Origin of the sequence: Flavobacterium aestivum (assembly GCF_026870175.2) — a bacterium.
Classification (GTDB): Bacteria; Bacteroidota; Bacteroidia; order Flavobacteriales; family Flavobacteriaceae; genus Flavobacterium; species Flavobacterium aestivum.
In genome coordinates, this window is the sequence record NZ_CP113977.2 from 503965 (window position 1) to 519640 (window position 15676).

16 protein-coding genes are annotated in these 15676 nt (G+C 33.5%); 14 read left to right on the top strand and 2 right to left on the bottom strand.

All coding sequences use genetic code 11. From position 1 onward, the window contains the following. From OZP08_RS02335 to OZP08_RS02390, 12 genes are all read left to right on the top strand, one after another. Complete coding sequence (locus OZP08_RS02335; RefSeq protein ID WP_268848150.1) at positions 1-288, top strand: oxidase; 288 nt, start codon at positions 1-3, stop codon at positions 286-288. A gap of 5 nt (positions 289-293) precedes the next feature. After that, entirely contained in the window at positions 294-833 is a 540-nt protein-coding gene (locus OZP08_RS02340) for a phage holin family protein (protein ID WP_268848151.1), read from the top strand. Further along, positions 811-1110, top strand: coding sequence for a LysM peptidoglycan-binding domain-containing protein (locus OZP08_RS02345; protein WP_268848152.1), 300 nt, complete (start codon positions 811-813; stop codon positions 1108-1110). Before OZP08_RS02340 ends, OZP08_RS02345 begins: the two co-directional genes overlap by 23 nt. After that, positions 1110-1952, top strand: a complete 843-nt coding sequence (locus OZP08_RS02350; protein WP_281322891.1) for a nucleotidyltransferase — start codon at positions 1110-1112, stop codon at positions 1950-1952. The genes OZP08_RS02345 and OZP08_RS02350 overlap by 1 nt, the downstream gene beginning before the upstream one ends. After that, the gene (locus OZP08_RS02355) at positions 1942-2427 is read left to right on the top strand and encodes a hypothetical protein (protein WP_268848154.1); all 486 of its coding nucleotides are present in this window, start codon (positions 1942-1944) and stop codon (positions 2425-2427) included. The genes OZP08_RS02350 and OZP08_RS02355 overlap by 11 nt, the downstream gene beginning before the upstream one ends. Then, positions 2420-3232: a hypothetical protein gene (locus OZP08_RS02360; RefSeq protein ID WP_268848155.1), complete on the top strand. Its 813-nt coding sequence runs from the start codon at positions 2420-2422 to the stop codon at positions 3230-3232. Before OZP08_RS02355 ends, OZP08_RS02360 begins: the two co-directional genes overlap by 8 nt. Positions 3233-3255: 23 nt before the next feature. After that, positions 3256-5034, top strand: coding sequence for a hypothetical protein (locus OZP08_RS02365; protein ID WP_281322892.1), 1779 nt, complete (start codon positions 3256-3258; stop codon positions 5032-5034). 12 nt (positions 5035-5046) lie between these two features. Next, positions 5047-5688: a hypothetical protein gene (locus OZP08_RS02370; protein ID WP_268848157.1), complete on the top strand. Its 642-nt coding sequence runs from the start codon at positions 5047-5049 to the stop codon at positions 5686-5688. Beyond that, the gene (locus OZP08_RS02375; protein WP_268848158.1) at positions 5688-6086 is read left to right on the top strand and encodes an ATP synthase subunit B family protein; all 399 of its coding nucleotides are present in this window, start codon (positions 5688-5690) and stop codon (positions 6084-6086) included. The genes OZP08_RS02370 and OZP08_RS02375 overlap by 1 nt, the downstream gene beginning before the upstream one ends. 16 nt (positions 6087-6102) lie before the next feature. Continuing rightward, a complete protein-coding gene (locus OZP08_RS02380; protein WP_268848159.1) occupies positions 6103-6609 on the top strand; it encodes a glycoside hydrolase family 73 protein in 507 nt (168 codons plus the stop codon). Positions 6610-6613: 4 nt separating this feature from the next. After that, positions 6614-7192: a hypothetical protein gene (locus OZP08_RS02385; RefSeq protein WP_268848160.1), complete on the top strand. Its 579-nt coding sequence runs from the start codon at positions 6614-6616 to the stop codon at positions 7190-7192. Positions 7193-7532: 340 nt separating this feature from the next. Then, positions 7533-8381: a DNA adenine methylase gene (locus OZP08_RS02390; protein ID WP_281322893.1), complete on the top strand. Its 849-nt coding sequence runs from the start codon at positions 7533-7535 to the stop codon at positions 8379-8381. Positions 8382-8462: 81 nt separating this feature from the next. Here the strand turns inward: OZP08_RS02390 and OZP08_RS02395 are convergent, their stop codons facing one another. Both OZP08_RS02395 and OZP08_RS02400 read right to left on the bottom strand, forming a co-directional pair. Beyond that, the gene (locus tag OZP08_RS02395) at positions 8463-8867 is read right to left on the bottom strand and encodes a hypothetical protein (RefSeq protein ID WP_268848163.1); all 405 of its coding nucleotides are present in this window, start codon (positions 8865-8867) and stop codon (positions 8463-8465) included. Beyond that, positions 8858-10099: a hypothetical protein gene (locus tag OZP08_RS02400; protein ID WP_281322894.1), complete on the bottom strand. Its 1242-nt coding sequence runs from the start codon at positions 10097-10099 to the stop codon at positions 8858-8860. The genes OZP08_RS02395 and OZP08_RS02400 overlap by 10 nt, the downstream gene beginning before the upstream one ends. 881 nt (positions 10100-10980) lie before the next feature. Here OZP08_RS02400 and OZP08_RS02405 point away from each other — a divergent pair. Together OZP08_RS02405 and OZP08_RS02410 are read left to right on the top strand one after the other, a co-directional pair. Continuing rightward, entirely contained in the window at positions 10981-11547 is a 567-nt protein-coding gene (locus tag OZP08_RS02405) for a substrate-binding domain-containing protein (RefSeq protein ID WP_281322895.1), read from the top strand. Positions 11548-12400: 853 nt separating this feature from the next. Next, positions 12401-15652: a SusC/RagA family TonB-linked outer membrane protein gene (locus OZP08_RS02410; protein WP_281322896.1), complete on the top strand. Its 3252-nt coding sequence runs from the start codon at positions 12401-12403 to the stop codon at positions 15650-15652. Positions 15653-15676 lie beyond the last annotated feature (24 nt).

The window sequence follows — 15676 nt, forward strand, 5'->3', positions numbered from 1 at the left end:
ATGAGACAGGATATATTGAGAGACGAAAGCGGTGATTTATTATTTGCCAATGGTGATTTTGCCACAGGACAAAGTGATCAGCAACACGTTGAGGATATTTTTGACTTGCAACCAGGAGAATTAAAAGAGTTCCCTTTAGCAGGTTTTGGTGCTATCAATTATATCAAAAAAACAATTACTGCAGATGAGTTTAAACGTGATTTAAAGATTCAGTTAAACTATGATGGTTACACCAACGCAACGATTGACACCAGTAAAGGAATTGAGAATTTAAACATTGAAATATGATAAGAATGATAAATTATTTTTTAAAAGGATTCGGTTTTGTCTCCTTAGGTGATTTTACAAAGAGTGCTTTCGGATTCATTTATACATCAACTTCAATTATTAAAATCGATTTAATCTTGGCTTTTATATTCTCAATTGTTAGTTTTTTGTTTGGGTTCAATCACCTTTTTTTAATTGCTTACGTTGTCCTTTTGGTTTCAGAATGGTACACAGGAGTACAAGCTTCGCTCAAAAGAGGCGAACGACACGAAAGTCGAAAGTTTGGTAGAATGATTTTAAAAATAGCTACTTATTTAGTGCCTATTTACATCTTAAACACTTTTGCCAAAAATGCTGATTTTATCAAAATAATGGATATGGAATTAGATCCTTTTGCATGGTTGTATTGGGCGGTTTTACTGGGTATTATTTGGCAATTATTAGTTAGTCTTTTGGAAAATTTAGACAGTTTAGGTGTCCGTTATGCGAAGACATTAATCCGAATTATCAATAAAAAGTTTTACAAACAATTTGAATTAGACGATGGAGATAATAGCCTTACATAATCAAACTTTAGCAGATATCGCTGTTAGGCATTGTGGAACTATTGGAGCTCTGGTCGAAATAGCCATTCTAAATAATATCAGTATTACCACGGATTTATATGCTGGACAAATTATTCAGATTCCATCAAAAGATTATGGTAATCAAGAAGTGGTTAATTATTTCGCAACAAACAAGGTTGAACCAGCAACGGCTTTAACCAAAGAACACATAGCCTTAATAGAAGGGAATTCGGGTATTGGATATTGGATAATTGAAAACAATTTTATAGTACAATAATGGCTAGAACTGTAGCACAAATACAAAATTTAATGTTAGCGGATATTGCTTCAGATGATACGTTGACAACGGCGTTAACATCGTCAAGTAAGTACGCTATTTTTAGGCTATTCACATTTATAGTGGCAACAGCTATATGGATTCACGAAACTTTTTTCGACCAACATACTGTAGAAATTGATACAAAAATATACAATCAAAAATCAGGCAGACCATCATGGTATAGAGAAATGGCTTTGAAGTTTCAATACGGTTTTGACCTTGTTGCTGATAAAGATTATTTTGATAATGGCACAGCATCACAAGAACAAATTGAAGATTCTAAAATTATCAAATACGCTGCTGTAAATGAATCAGATGACGAAAGCAGGCTAATTATAAAAATAGCTGGAGAGGTTGATGGTGTTTTAACTGACTTTACTGACCCTTCTCAAGTTATAGCGATAAAAGCATATTTCAAAGAAATAAAATACCCGGGCAAAATAACAATCATTAATTATAAGGCTGATCAGCTTTATTTAAATATTCAAATTAAACGAGATGCTTTAGTTTTAAATGAAAGCGGAATGAGCATTTTAAACGCTAATTATCCTGTTCGAGAGGCTATTCAGGAATTTATGAAAGAACTTCCTTTTGATGGTGATTTGAAGCGTTCGGCTCTAGTGGATAAAATGCAAAAAGTACCAGGTGTTTTGGATGCTACAATATTAAGCGCTGAAAGTTCATGGATAGACCCTGAACTGAATGGTTACGCAACTCCACAGCCTATATTCATTTCGAAAGTAGCTGTAAGTGGTTATTTCGAAATAGTAACATTTGACAATATTAATTATGTGGTTTGATATTAATTGGAATGTCTATGGGGTTCAAAATTTACCCAACAAATGGCGTGATGTAATTTCTATTCAGTTTATAAAAGTGCTACTACGACCGATAAATGATATTTATTACAAATGGTACAACTGGCGAATAGAGAACATTTATAAGCTAGAACATACAGGGCAAATATGTTATTCGAGAGGTTCTTTGAATGACAAATTTGACCCAATTGAAAGGCGTATTTATATCACTGACGGGTTAGAGCATGATACTTTTTACATCTATACAGAGGCGGAAGACAGAACGATCTGGTTATATACTGAAGCTGAGAATAAAACAATTTATTTAAGAACGGAAGCCGAAACGGCTGACACAGGTTTGGACTTTATAGTCTATGTGCCTTTAGAAATTTATAATACACAAAAAGACTCTTTGATAGCTCACATTGAGTTTTATAGGGTAGCGGGTAAAAGATATAAAATTATTACAAATGAATAAAACGAATTTTGTACAAACGGGCGGATTTCCTTTAAACGCTGAGCGGTTAGAAGAACTAGAAACGGCTTATTCAATTTTTAACGCTTATGGAGCTTTGGCGGGTAACTTCACCATTATATCGGGATGCGTTACATCGGGTTCTAATGTTAGCGACGGTTATGTGTATGTAAATGGAGAATTATTGGCTTTTAAAGCTGGAGCGGTTACACCAACATCAAGTGTAATTATTATTGAACAAAAGGTAAATCGACCTTTTGAAAATTCAGAGATTAAGACGGTTCACACAATTCGTTATGCCACATTTGGGACTGCTGAAACCTCATGGCTTTGGAGTGACTTTAAACGACCAATGGAGACTAAGGAACTAATAGCTGCTTTATTTTTAAAAGCCGATAAAACGACTACTGATAATATTTTAACTCGTTTGACGACTGCAGAAGCAAAATTAGCGACTATAGCAGCAGGCGCAGAAGTGAATGTAGCAAGTAACTGGAATGTAACTGATCCGTTATCTGATGCATATATTCATAATAAACCAACCATTACTAATCCATTCTTGTATAAGGGGTCGGTAACAATTGGAGACCCGGATGGTAAAATAACTAGGAATGTTAGCTTTCCAGATGTGGGTACATCAAACTATATGGTATTGGGATGTCTTCATGGAAGAAATGGAAATAGAAGTATAGACATAGGTGAAACCTGGACTATTTTCACCAGAACAGAAACTAGTTTTGTTTTAGGTGTCAACGATGTTGGAGGGGTACAAGCATTAGACTTCTATTTTGCAATAGTGGCTCTATAAATTAATTAATTGTTAAAAATAATATGGCAACACTAGCACAAATATACGACTGGTTTATGACTAGTAAGAAACCTACGCAAGCGCAATTTTGGGCGACTTGGAGTAGCTTTTATAATAAAAACGAACCAATACCGCAAAGCTCGATCTCAGGGCTTACAGAGGTTTTGAATGCAAAGACTGAAAACGATCAGTTTAACGCACACAAAACGGATACAAGCGCTCATGCCGATTTGTTTAACGCCAAAGAAGACAAATCTCAAAAAGGCGTAGCTGGTGGTTATGCTCCACTGAACGATTACATCAAATTAGCAAGCCAATATCTCGACATTGTTGATGATTTGACCACGGGAGGTTCCAGTTCCTTAGCGAGTGCCGAAACGGTGAAAACATTAAAAACGCAAATCACTGCTATCAATACGTTGCTAACTTCAAATGACATTAATCTTGACACAGTTCAGGAACTTGTTGACGCTATCAAAACGGTGCAAACTTCAATCAGTACAATATTAGTTAATGATTTGACTACGGGCGGAACCACAAAGGCTTTGACGGCTGAAATGGGGAAAAGTTTAAAAGCTTTGTATGATAGCCTTTCAACTAACAAAGTTGATAAAGCAGCGGGTGAGCGACTTATTAATGCGGCTGAAATTACTAAACTTTCAAGTTTGACGAATATTATAACAACAGTTAAATCTATTCTATCGACTGCTTTGTCTAGTCAAGATGTGGCAGGATTTGTAACGTACTTAAATGCCTTAACTCCTGTACTTGTCGTTGGAGCTAATGAAATTGTAGAATACAAAACAACCGATACAGGGCGGGTATTTAAACTTCTTTTGCGAGGGCGAAGCTTTGGAGTTGGTCAAGCTGCAATTGTTGCAGCGGATGTTATTGAAAGTACGGAGTTCTTGAGCAAAGATATAAAGTTGAGTAATTACCCATCTACTCGAAATGATGGACAAATACTGACGAATAAAGTTCTTGGTACTGATGTGAATGGGAATTTGAAAATGTACACAATTGCTACTGCTCCAGCTCCATATTTGAATGAACTGATACCTGATAGCTACTTGCCTAGTACTACAGGAAATTTTATACTTAAAGGCGCATTTTTTACGCCTGCTATGACCGTGGTTATTAATGGACAAACTGTTAATTACACCACTTTTATAAATGACAATGAAGTCCATGCAAATGTGACAACAGGTGCTGCTGAAGGTCGTTTTAATGTTACATTAAATAATGGTCTCTCAGCTACTTTTAACAATGCATTGTTAATCGTATTGGGCACGGTTTACAAACCGATACTTACTGATTGGACAAATTTAACAGGCTCTTTAAATGTAGACACGATAGGCGAGGCTCATTTAAAAGTAGCCAATAACTTAAGCACTGGTAAGTGGCAAAAATTGATACCTGCTGCACAAAATTTTAAAATGCTTTTTTATATTGATAAATCACCTTTAATTGCCTCATCTCCAGTAGGCTCTTTTGATAATAGATTATGTTTGATAAAAGTCAGTGACTCAAGTATTGTTTATGGTGCGGGTGTTTATGGTAGCAACTATGGTAATCCTAATTTCCTGACATACCTGAACAATGCGTATGTTGATTTTACTAATTATACATCAGGAATTTATCCAATACAATGTGAAATAAGAAGAGTTTCTGGAGAAGTGTTTGTGTATTTAAATGGTGTGTTACAACGGCAGTTTGTAACTCAAGCACAAGTTGATATGTACATTCAAGTCAGAATAACAAGTTTTGACATCACCAATATTAAGTATGTAGAAACGACTTAAAAAACAATAATTATGAGCGCAAAAATAGTATTAGATTATTACTTGGACCAATATCAAACATTAGGTAATACCCTATCAGACATCTCGTTTGATAATCTTTCCTTTTTGCAAGAAAGGGAACCCGTTTATAACATGAAAGGGCAAAAAGTATCTAAATCATATTATGATAAAAAAGGGAAAGAAGTAGTTAGAATTACTTATGGCCGTGTTTTTGGCAACTATGAGCACAACGGAAAAGCTTATTCTAATGTGTTTTTAGGACTTCAAAAAACGGTGCATTATATGGATTGGGCGGGTGAAATAGCCTACTCCAAGAAAAAACAGCTTTATGCATTCGATTTGCAACCTGTTTTCTTGGGTGATGGTAACGAAACAGTTGTTGGTTTTTCATCCCAAAAACAAAGACAGATTTTGAAATCGGAACGTTTTAGTGCGGATGATTATTTACAGGCTATGAATCCCCAATTGTATGCAATTTTATATGCTCACTACACCAATCAATACAATGCTTATTTGCGTACTGGCATCAAGACTGAATTTGTAAGCGCTTTGAATGCAGAAGCAAGTATCGATATATTGGCACTTCTAGATAAAGAAGTATACGGCTGTGAACCAATGACAGTGAAAGAATTAATAATTATGAATTTACAATAATGAAAAAAATATTTATAGAAATCGGTCTGTTTATCGTAGCTATACTGGTTTTTCCTTTGCTGTTTACATTAGGTCTGATTTACACATCAGCAAAACACATTTGGAAATTCGATTACTCATTTTCTAAACAATTCACACCAATACTTAGAAGTGTAAATTTAATATTGGACGGGTTAGCAAATGCAGGTGCGGGTGAAATGTTAAACGATGTGTACAAGGTATCAGGACTTATTAAATATGGTAAGTGGTATCAAACAATATCAGCAGTTACTGGATTGCTCTTTATGTATGATAAAGACACTAAGCTGCGTATTTTTCTAGATAAGATTCTAGGCGAAAAACACTGCGAAACAGCCATCTCAAAAGAAGATCTATTTTATTACGAAAGCGTAAAGTAAAAATCAATCAAAATATATGAAACCAGAACTATTTGTAAATAATTACCTGCCACATGCAAAGAAAGTGGAGGCTAAAACAGGAATTTCAGCTGTAGCAACATTAACACAGGCGGCACTTGAATCGGCTTGGGGTGATGTTGCACCAGGAAACATGTTTTTTGGGGTTAAAGATACCGATGGTATTAACGGTAATGAGCAGTTAATAACTACTACTGAGTACAGTTCTAGAGCTGATTTGAAGTTCCCGGTAATTATATCGATTACTCCAGTAATGCGAAAGGGACGCAAAATGTTTAAGTATGTAGTAAAGGATTACTTTAGAAAGTATCCAACGCCTGAAGAATGCTTTAATGATCATGCGCAATTCTTTTTGAAAAACAGTAGATATGCAAAGGCTCTAACCGTAAAGCATGACTACAATAGCTTCTTTGAAGAAATTGCAAAAGCGGGTTATGCCACTGATCCAAATTATTCCGACACGCTTAAAGCGGTGTCTAAATCGATTGTAAAATTTATTAAATAGAAATATGAAATTATCAATACTCATACCTTTATCACTATTGGTTTTAGGTTGTAAAACCAAAACGGTTACAGTCGAAGCCTCGAGACAAAAGGAAATCGAAGAAATGCAAAGGCATTTCGATTCTATCTTTCAGCAGTCGGTAAAGCATCAATTAGATTGGCAAAAAAATCAGTTGGCCATCAATAGTAATTTGGTTTTAACTAGTGTTTCGGAGCTGGATAGTTCCGGGAATAGAATACCATTTCATTACAAACATTTTGTTGATGGTAATTTGAAAGAAGAAATCTATTTAGAAGGAGGCGAAATCAACACCCAAACTGAAACCAAAGAGGCTAAAGCCATCGAAAAAAAGGAAGAATCTAAAGTCGAAAAAGGTAGAATTGAGGTTGATGTTGGACAGAAAAAAGCGATCGAAAAAAGCAAGGCAAAGAAAGCGAAAGTAGCTAAAGTAAAAGGCTTTCAATTTGGCTTTTATGTTTGGTTATTCCTGCTGATTGTAGTAATTATTATACTCAATTGGGTAGCCAAAAAGTTTAAACTTCCAGATAGGTTTAAATCATTATTCAATACAAAAGGAGGGTAAAAAATAGTCCTCCGACATTTAAAAACTTTCTCAGGGTATTTTAAACTTGACGCACTAAAGGTCGTCGGAGGACATAGGTCTTCTGACTCTTTAGTGCGTTTTGTTTTTTTAACCCTGAGAGATGCAAATATACAATCAATAATCATCAATCAAAAAGCGAACATGAATAAATGTCGCTAATTATTAAATTAAATTTTAGGTAGAGGAAAGGAACAAACCTTAATAGGTTATTAAGAGAAGAAACAGCAACTTTTAACCTAAAAAGAGGTAATTAATCACTTCCTAATATACTATGAAGATAGTGTAAAACAATCAATTACGCAAATATTCAATTAAAAAAATGACACAAAAAAGTAAAAAATTCACACAAGCGCCACTACCATTTATGGGGCAAAAGAGACGGTTTTTAAATCAAGTTAAGAAAGTATTAAGCGGTTGTCCAAATGATGCAACATACGTCGATTTATTCGGCGGTTCGGGCTTATTATCACACACTGTTAAGCAACATTATCCATCAGCAAAAGTGGTGTATAATGATTATGATAATTATAGGTTGCGTCTTGACAATGTCAGCCATACCAATAGGTTGATAAGTGATATAAGGACTATCGTATCCAACTGTCCAAAAGATAAACGTATCGTGGAACCTGAACGGGATTTGGTTATCAAAAGAGTACTGCAGGAAGAACAAACAACGGGCTATGTTGACTATATTACTTTGTCGAGTAATGTTCTATTTAGTATGAAGTATGTGCAATCATACGCAGAACTGGAAAAGGAAACGCTATATAATTGCGTTAGAATGAGTGATTATAATACTGAAAACTATTTAGAAGGTGTTGTCATTGAATCCCTTGATTACAAAGAATTGTTCACGAAGTACCAAGACTATACTAATGTGGTGTTTTTAGTTGACCCACCATACTTAAGTACAGAGGTTGGAACGTATAAGAATTATTGGAAATTAAAGGACTATCTTGATGTTCTTGATGTGTTAAACGGTACGAATTATATATACTTTACATCTAATAAATCGCATATAATTGAGCTGTGTGAATGGATGGTAAACAAGCCAGCATTATATAATCCTTTTGCTGGTTCAACCACAAGCACAGTAAACAATCAGGTTAATTTTAGTGCCAGTTATACCGATATAATGTTGCATAAGATAAACTATAAATTTAAATAGGTTTTAAACCCTGTTTAAACTAATGAAAAAAGCTCTCAAATTGAGAGCTTCGGTTTTTTTTGTGTTTTCTCTTAACTAATCTTATTGGACGATTTTTTCACTATTATCCTTTTTTTGAGCTAATAGTATCACTGCTATTGATGTTATTATAAAAGTTCCATATGTAAATACAAACCAAAAATCAATTCTGGCATAGTTCTTTATTAGCCCAGTTGCATACGTTAATGGTAATAATAAAATTAAAAAACAAATAAACAAGATTTTATAGTTTTTACTTTTATAGAAAATAACTAAAGCTGTAAGTATTGGTATAAGAATAAGACCTTCCCAAAATATATGTATAGAATTATTAAATATATCATGAAAAGATTGAAACAAACAGAGTGCTATAAAGGCAAAATTTGGAACTGTATTTTCGTCCAATCCAGGTATCAATAAAAAAGTGACTATTGATACAATTTTTAAAATATTGATAACTAAGGACATGTTCTTTGTGTTTTTGGTGCGTAAGTTGAGTTTGATGTGTGATTCGGTAATGTTGCTAAAATATCTGCAACAGTGTTTGGAGTATCAATCCAGCCTGATGACGAAACTCCTGCAATATTCAGTACTTGAGTTGCAAAATCCGAACAATTATTAAAACCTAAATCGTAAAAGCTATTCTGATATTTTTCTGATAAAGTAATAATTTGTTGCAACTTTTGTGGCGAAATTTGCCCCATGTTGGCTGATACATCATAACGATGTCCTCCATTTTCTCCCATTATACCTGGCCCCGTCATTGCTTGACCTCCACCATTTTTTGGATAATACCCAAAAACCATAGTATTATTGCCTTGTGAGATAGAAATAAATGCATGTCCCACATTTTTGTTTGATAAATTCATATTTTCTGCATAAACAGTTAGATTTACATTTGCAGATTTATTAAAGCAACTTAAGAATTTTATAATATCAGAAATTGGTATTTCTGGTGGAGGAGGCATTATTAATGTTACACCGCCGCCACCGACACCGCCACCGCTAGGTGAAGTAAAACCACCTGTATTTGTTCCGCCCGTCACAGGATTACGCGGCATATATACTACCGGAGTTCCAGTACTGGGACCCGTTATAATAACTGGTCTTAGTGGAATTGGATTTCCGCCGCCGACGCCAGTATTGCAATCCCCATCTTGACAGGGAAGGACAGGCGGTGCTTTACCAGTAACTTTGTCTATCGAAAGTGGTTTTGCAATTCCATTTTCTACAACCTGATTATCCACAAATTTAGCAGCTCTTACAAACCCCGTTTTTATGTCCCAAGTAGTTATATAGCCATTAAAATCTCCTCCATCAATCGTTTGACTGCTTATTTCAGCATTCTTGTCAGGATATATTTCAAACAAGAGTGCTTTGTAATTACCAGTATCTAATTTATAAAGATACAATTTCTGTTCCCATATTTCTTTTTTATCTTGTTTTAATTCAATAATAGGCACAATAATAGTTTCCGTTCCATCTTGAGACTTCGTAATTTTTGCTTGATTCCAGTCGTATTGTGTTTTCTGAAATAATTCATAATTAATTCCATTAGATTCATAATGATTAAACCAATTTTTTGCTTCAATCATTTTGGCATCTTCCGCAGTCAATGGGTTGTCATTTTCGCAACCCAATGTAATAAGAAGAAAGCAGCACAATGCCACTTTTGCAATTCTTTGTAATTTGTTTTTCATTTTTTTTGTTAAGTTATTTAAAAGTTTGATATGAGAAATTATTGAAATTCAAAGCATTATGTACTAATAAGATTCAGACAGATTTTAGGAAATTACATAAAAAAAATCAAGCTACTATCCAGAAGTAACAAGCGAAATGATTTACGCAATAATCATCAATAAATCGACTAGAATTAGGAAAATTTATTGCCTATGGAAAAGTAAATTCTTTTAAATGCTACTAGAAAAATCAACTATTATTTTATCACGATGATTTTGCTTTTGTAATACGAGTGGTATTTATTACAGTTTTTTCCTAAGAAAACGTGAATGTAGATAATTTTATTATAGGAAACAATTTTCAAAATGATTTTTTGACTTTGATGAAGAATATTAATCATTGATATTACCTTGTTAAGGATAAAATTAAAAATCTGGACTTTTTTCCAAAATCTGTTTACGATAAACTTCTTTTACTACTTTGGCATAACGCATAGTCATCATTTTTGAGGTATGTCCATAAAGTTCGCGTAATGTATCAAGGTCAATACCAGCCAATATTTTTTTACTAATTTTTTCCAGAGTTTAGAAGCGCAATCACGGTTTAATCTTCGTGGTCCGGGTCTAAAATCTTCTTGTACTTTTAATCCTCGATTTGAGAGCTTTCTTTTTGTATTTTTGAGGTCAAACCTGTTTGCAATTTTTGCATTTTTGGTTTTGCCGATTATAGGATCTTCTTGTTATTTGATGAGTTAAATATTTTTAAGGAAGACATTTATAACTCCTTTTTAGAAAACATTGGAGAGAATGTTCAAGTCGATATTTTTTTCCATCATTTTAATTATGAAATGTTTCAAAAATTAATAACTGAAAGTAATGGTAATTATACTAAATATATAATAATGCCCACGAATTTACCCAATACAGCAGCAGTTATTAAAACCCTACCAGTGAATGAGGTTTTCATATTAGACCAGACCAATCCGGAACTGGAATCCTATCCTGCTGTATATCAAAACCACATGAAAGATATTTATGATGCCTTGCTAAAAGGAAAATCTCATTTGGACAAATACAAAAAACTGATTTTAATCTTTCCTGGCTTCCGAGAGCCTGTGGGAATGAAAAAGGGTTTTGAGAATTTCTGTAATGATTATTCTTTTGAATATGAAATAATAGCTAAGTTTAAGGGCAGGGAAATCAAATACGGAGAGACATATATTATCCCAAATGATCGAGACTTGGTAGATATTATAGAAAAATCAAAACTTCAGAATTTAAAATTGAGTGAGGATTTTGGAATCATTTCATACAATGAAACTTTCCTCAAAAAAATTGTAGGAAACGGTATCACGACCATTTCAACCGATTTTGAAGCAATGGGTAGAATTTTGGCAGAAATGATTTTAAAAGGAAAAAAGGAGCAAATAGAAAACAAATGTACTTTGATTGTTAGAAATTCGCTATAAAAACACAAATAGCTAATTATCAGATAAATACAAATAAATTCTTACTATACGAATTTCAAAAACATATATAAAAAAATCAATTTCAAGATTAACACACTTATAAAAGTGTGTTTTTTTTTAGATTCTAATGTTTTATTACCAAAAAATCTAATTCGCCATTAAATAGATCAATATTTAAACAAACTTAATCTTACACCTCAACGCAATTCATACACTGGTATGGTCTTAAAAGCAAAATTATTCTAAATAAATGATGATTTTATAGCAATCTTATTTATGATACTATATTACCCACTTTTGATGATTTTAAGAGTAATTATTTCCAGTCAAATGAACATAACAAGAAATTAAACTTAGTATTACGTTATATTCATTTAAGAAAAAAAGATTCACTTCTCCAATTGCAAAATTCATAAATCATAAGGACAAAAAAAGTCATTATTATAAGGCAATTTCAACATTCTCATTTTAACACCTTCATATAACTATTCGAATAAATAAAGCCAATTTTTTTCTTTTCGATTAGACATATAATTGTTTTTTATGGCTATAAAAGAGTCGCTAAAACCTATCATTATAAACTATCTTAAATTACCCGCATATATTCATATATTATCCACTTATTTTTTAATATTCATTTTAATTTCATTAATTTTTTAAATATATCACATAAAAACTGGTAGGTACTGGTGTGTACGAGTATGAAACATTTATACATTTGAATTTCACCTTTATCTCTTCTTCCAGACTGTTAAATACATTTTGTTTGTTTTCACAAAATGGAAGATTTAAGAAGTGAAATCAGATAAACTTAGAGAGAGAGTACATTACTAACCAAAACCATTACAAAATCATGAAACTATTAATCAAAGACAAGCCTACAAATGATTGGCTTACTTCTGAAATCTGGAAGGTTACCAAACTAACATCTGGATTTCTATTAGCCATGACATTACAAGTTTCGGCTGCTACAGAATCAAAAGACACAAACTTATTCTTGAGATTAAATAACACTCCAGCCACAGGGAGCAATGGAACAGGAACAAATTTGTCTATTACAGAATTCACAAAAACAAAGAGTACTGATATTTTATCCACACAGCAAAAACCAATTAAAGGTAAAGTAACAGGCGCAAAAGGTGAACCACTACCTGGAGCTTCTATACATGTAAAAGGATCAAAAAATGGAGTAACTACAGACTTTGATGGTAATTTTACAATTGAAGTACCAGATTCAAATAGCATTCTAGTTGTTTCATTTACTGGTTATGTAACTAAAGAATTCGCTGCTTCTGATGCAATGAATATTCAGTTGCAAGAACAAAACCAAACCTTAAACGAAGTTGTTGTTGTTGGATATGGTACTCAGAAAAAAGGAACCACAACTGGAGCAATTGCATCTATTAAAGGAGGTGTCTTAACACAAAACGCATCTGCAAACGTTTCAAACGGAATCGCAGGACGTATGTCAGGAGTTATCGCCAACAATCGTTCAGGAAGACCTGGTGATGATAGCTCTAGTCTTTTAATTAGAGGATTCAATTCATTTGGAGGAGGAACTAGCCCTCTTGTAGTAGTGGATGGTATTCCTGATCGTGATTTGAACAGGATAAACCCTGATGATATTGAGTCAGTTACTGTTTTAAAAGATGCATCTGCAGCAATTTACGGTGTTAGATCTGCAAATGGGGTAATCTTGGTTACTACCAAAAGAGGTAAAGTTAGCGCACCAACCATCAAACTTGACGGATCATATGGTATTCAACAATTAACCAGAATGGACGAAAGAGTTAATTCTTGGCAATACATGACTTACTACAACGAACTTAATGCAAACAAAGGAACAACACTTCCTTATGCACAGTCTGAAATAGACAAATACAAAGCTGGCAATGACCCTAATTACACAAGTACAGATTGGCTTAAAGAAACCTATAGAAAAGATGCTCCACAATCTAATGTTTCTCTATCTGTAAATGGAGGTACTGAGCAAGTTAAATATTTCTTTTCCGGACAATATTTAAATCAAGAAAGTAATCTTAGAGAAAGTGACGAAAGATACAGACAGTTCAACTTAAGATCTAATATTGATGTTAACATATCATCTAACTTGAAAGTTAACTTGGATATTGCTACTCGAAAAGAAGACAGAACATACCCAACAACAAAAATTGAAAGTATAATGCATGAAACTGTTAGTATGTATCCATTCATTCCAGCATATTGGAAAAATGGTTATCCTTCTTCAGGAATTGCAAACGGAAGAAACCCTATCTTACTGTCATCCTCTGCAGCAGGTTATGATAAAGTTATTAACCTTATCGTAAATCCAAAGATAGGATTCGATCTAAAATTACCAAAAATCACTGAGGGACTATCTTTAAATGGATACGCAGCATTTGATTATAATGTTCGTAGTCAAAAAAAATTCACTAAACCATGGGATGCTTATTCATATGACAAAACAAATGACAGTTACAACAATGTAAAAAGCAGCACTAGCATTACAAGTGTTACGCAAGATGAGCAAATCGCTAATCAAAATACCTATTTCATAAAATTAGCATATGATCGTAAATTCGATAAACACGGATTTAATGCTTTTGTTGGATATGAACAAACTACAACAGACAAAACGGAAACGTATGCATATAGAAGAGATTTATTGAGTGACCAATTAGATCAAATTTTTACAGGAAGCACTGTTGGACAAAATGCAACTGGTAGTGCATACCAAGACGGAAGAGAGAGCTATCTAGGAAGAGTAGCTTATAACTATGACAATAAATATTTTGCTGAAATTTCTGCTCGTTACAATGGGTCATTCAATTTCCCATCTTCTACCCGTTGGGGTATGTTTCCTGCAATATCTGCAGGTTGGAAAATATCTGAAGAAAACTTTTTTAAGAATAATGTAAAAGGAATTGATCAACTTAAAATAAGAGCTTCTTGGGGAAAAATGGGTAATGATGACTTAGGCGAATGGATTAACGGAGTATTTTATCCGAACCAATACCTTTTCTTAACAAGATACCAATTAACAACTAACCAACAGAATTACACTTATTTTGGCTCAGATTACATATTAAATAATAGCATCTACCTTTCTGCCTCTCCAAATCCTAATATTACTTGGGAAGTACAAGATTCAAAAAATATTGGGCTTGACTTTGGATTCTTAGATAACCGATTGACTGCTACTTTTGACTATTTCAGTAATAGAAGATCTGATATTTTAACTGCAAGAAATGCATCTGTACCTTTATACACTGGTTTAGCTCTTCCAAAAGAAAATATTGGAGAAACTGTTAACAGAGGTTGTGATTGGTCTATAAATTATGCAGAAACAAGAACTGAATTCAAATACAATGTTGGTTTCAACCTTACTTATGCTCAAAGTGAAGTACTCTTCCGTGATGAGGCAGCAAATATTCCAGAATGGCAAAAATCAACCGGAAAAGCAATTGATTCATGGTTAGTTTACCAAACAAACGGAATTTATCGCACACAAGCAGAGGTTGACAATTCAGCTCATTTTTCAGGAGCAAAACCTGGAGATATTTGGGTAAAAGACATAGACAATGATGGCAACATCACTTCTAATGATAAAGTTAGAATTCCACAATCTGCCACACCAAAAATCGCATATGGTATTCCTATGAGAGCTGAATACAAAGGAGTATCTATAGATTTACTATGGACAGGACAATCGAGAGCCAAACAAATGATTCTACCGCAAGCACAAGGATCTATCGTTGCCCCTCCTACATGGTTATATGACGGAAGATACACTGTAGACAATCCTAACGCTCCATATCCAGTAGCATTCAATGATACTGATACAAGAAACAATATTGAAGCAGACTTTTGGCTTAGAGATGCATCATTCTTTCGCTTAAAATCTTTAGAAATATCATATGTTTTACCCGAAAATATACTTAAAAAATACGGAATATTAAATACAAGGATTTATGCTGGTGGAACAAACTTATTTTCTATCGATAATATGAAAAAATACAACCTAGATCCTGAAACCAATAACAAAACAGGTGTTATTTATCCTCAAACCCGTATTTTCAGAATAGGTTTAAGTATTGAATTATAATAGTACAACAAAAAATATCAACTA

Excerpts from the sequence above, each read along its gene's own strand:
- OZP08_RS02335 (WP_268848150.1), top strand. The coding sequence starts at position 1 with ATGAGACAGGATATATTGAGAGACGAAAGCGGTGATTTATTATTTGCC.
- OZP08_RS02340 (WP_268848151.1), top strand. The coding sequence starts at position 294 with ATGATAAATTATTTTTTAAAAGGATTCGGTTTTGTCTCCTTAGGTGAT.
- OZP08_RS02345 (WP_268848152.1), top strand. The coding sequence starts at position 811 with ATGGAGATAATAGCCTTACATAATCAAACTTTAGCAGATATCGCTGTT.
- OZP08_RS02350 (WP_281322891.1), top strand. The coding sequence starts at position 1,110 with ATGGCTAGAACTGTAGCACAAATACAAAATTTAATGTTAGCGGATATT.
- OZP08_RS02355 (WP_268848154.1), top strand. The coding sequence starts at position 1,942 with ATGTGGTTTGATATTAATTGGAATGTCTATGGGGTTCAAAATTTACCC.
- OZP08_RS02360 (WP_268848155.1), top strand. The coding sequence starts at position 2,420 with ATGAATAAAACGAATTTTGTACAAACGGGCGGATTTCCTTTAAACGCT.
- OZP08_RS02365 (WP_281322892.1), top strand. The coding sequence starts at position 3,256 with ATGGCAACACTAGCACAAATATACGACTGGTTTATGACTAGTAAGAAA.
- OZP08_RS02370 (WP_268848157.1), top strand. The coding sequence starts at position 5,047 with ATGAGCGCAAAAATAGTATTAGATTATTACTTGGACCAATATCAAACA.
- OZP08_RS02375 (WP_268848158.1), top strand. The coding sequence starts at position 5,688 with ATGAAAAAAATATTTATAGAAATCGGTCTGTTTATCGTAGCTATACTG.
- OZP08_RS02380 (WP_268848159.1), top strand. The coding sequence starts at position 6,103 with ATGAAACCAGAACTATTTGTAAATAATTACCTGCCACATGCAAAGAAA.
- OZP08_RS02385 (WP_268848160.1), top strand. The coding sequence starts at position 6,614 with ATGAAATTATCAATACTCATACCTTTATCACTATTGGTTTTAGGTTGT.
- OZP08_RS02390 (WP_281322893.1), top strand. The coding sequence starts at position 7,533 with ATGACACAAAAAAGTAAAAAATTCACACAAGCGCCACTACCATTTATG.
- OZP08_RS02395 (WP_268848163.1), bottom strand. The coding sequence starts at position 8,867 with ATGTCCTTAGTTATCAATATTTTAAAAATTGTATCAATAGTCACTTTT.
- OZP08_RS02400 (WP_281322894.1), bottom strand. The coding sequence starts at position 10,099 with ATGAAAAACAAATTACAAAGAATTGCAAAAGTGGCATTGTGCTGCTTT.
- OZP08_RS02405 (WP_281322895.1), top strand. The coding sequence starts at position 10,981 with ATGCCCACGAATTTACCCAATACAGCAGCAGTTATTAAAACCCTACCA.
- OZP08_RS02410 (WP_281322896.1), top strand. The coding sequence starts at position 12,401 with ATGAAACTATTAATCAAAGACAAGCCTACAAATGATTGGCTTACTTCT.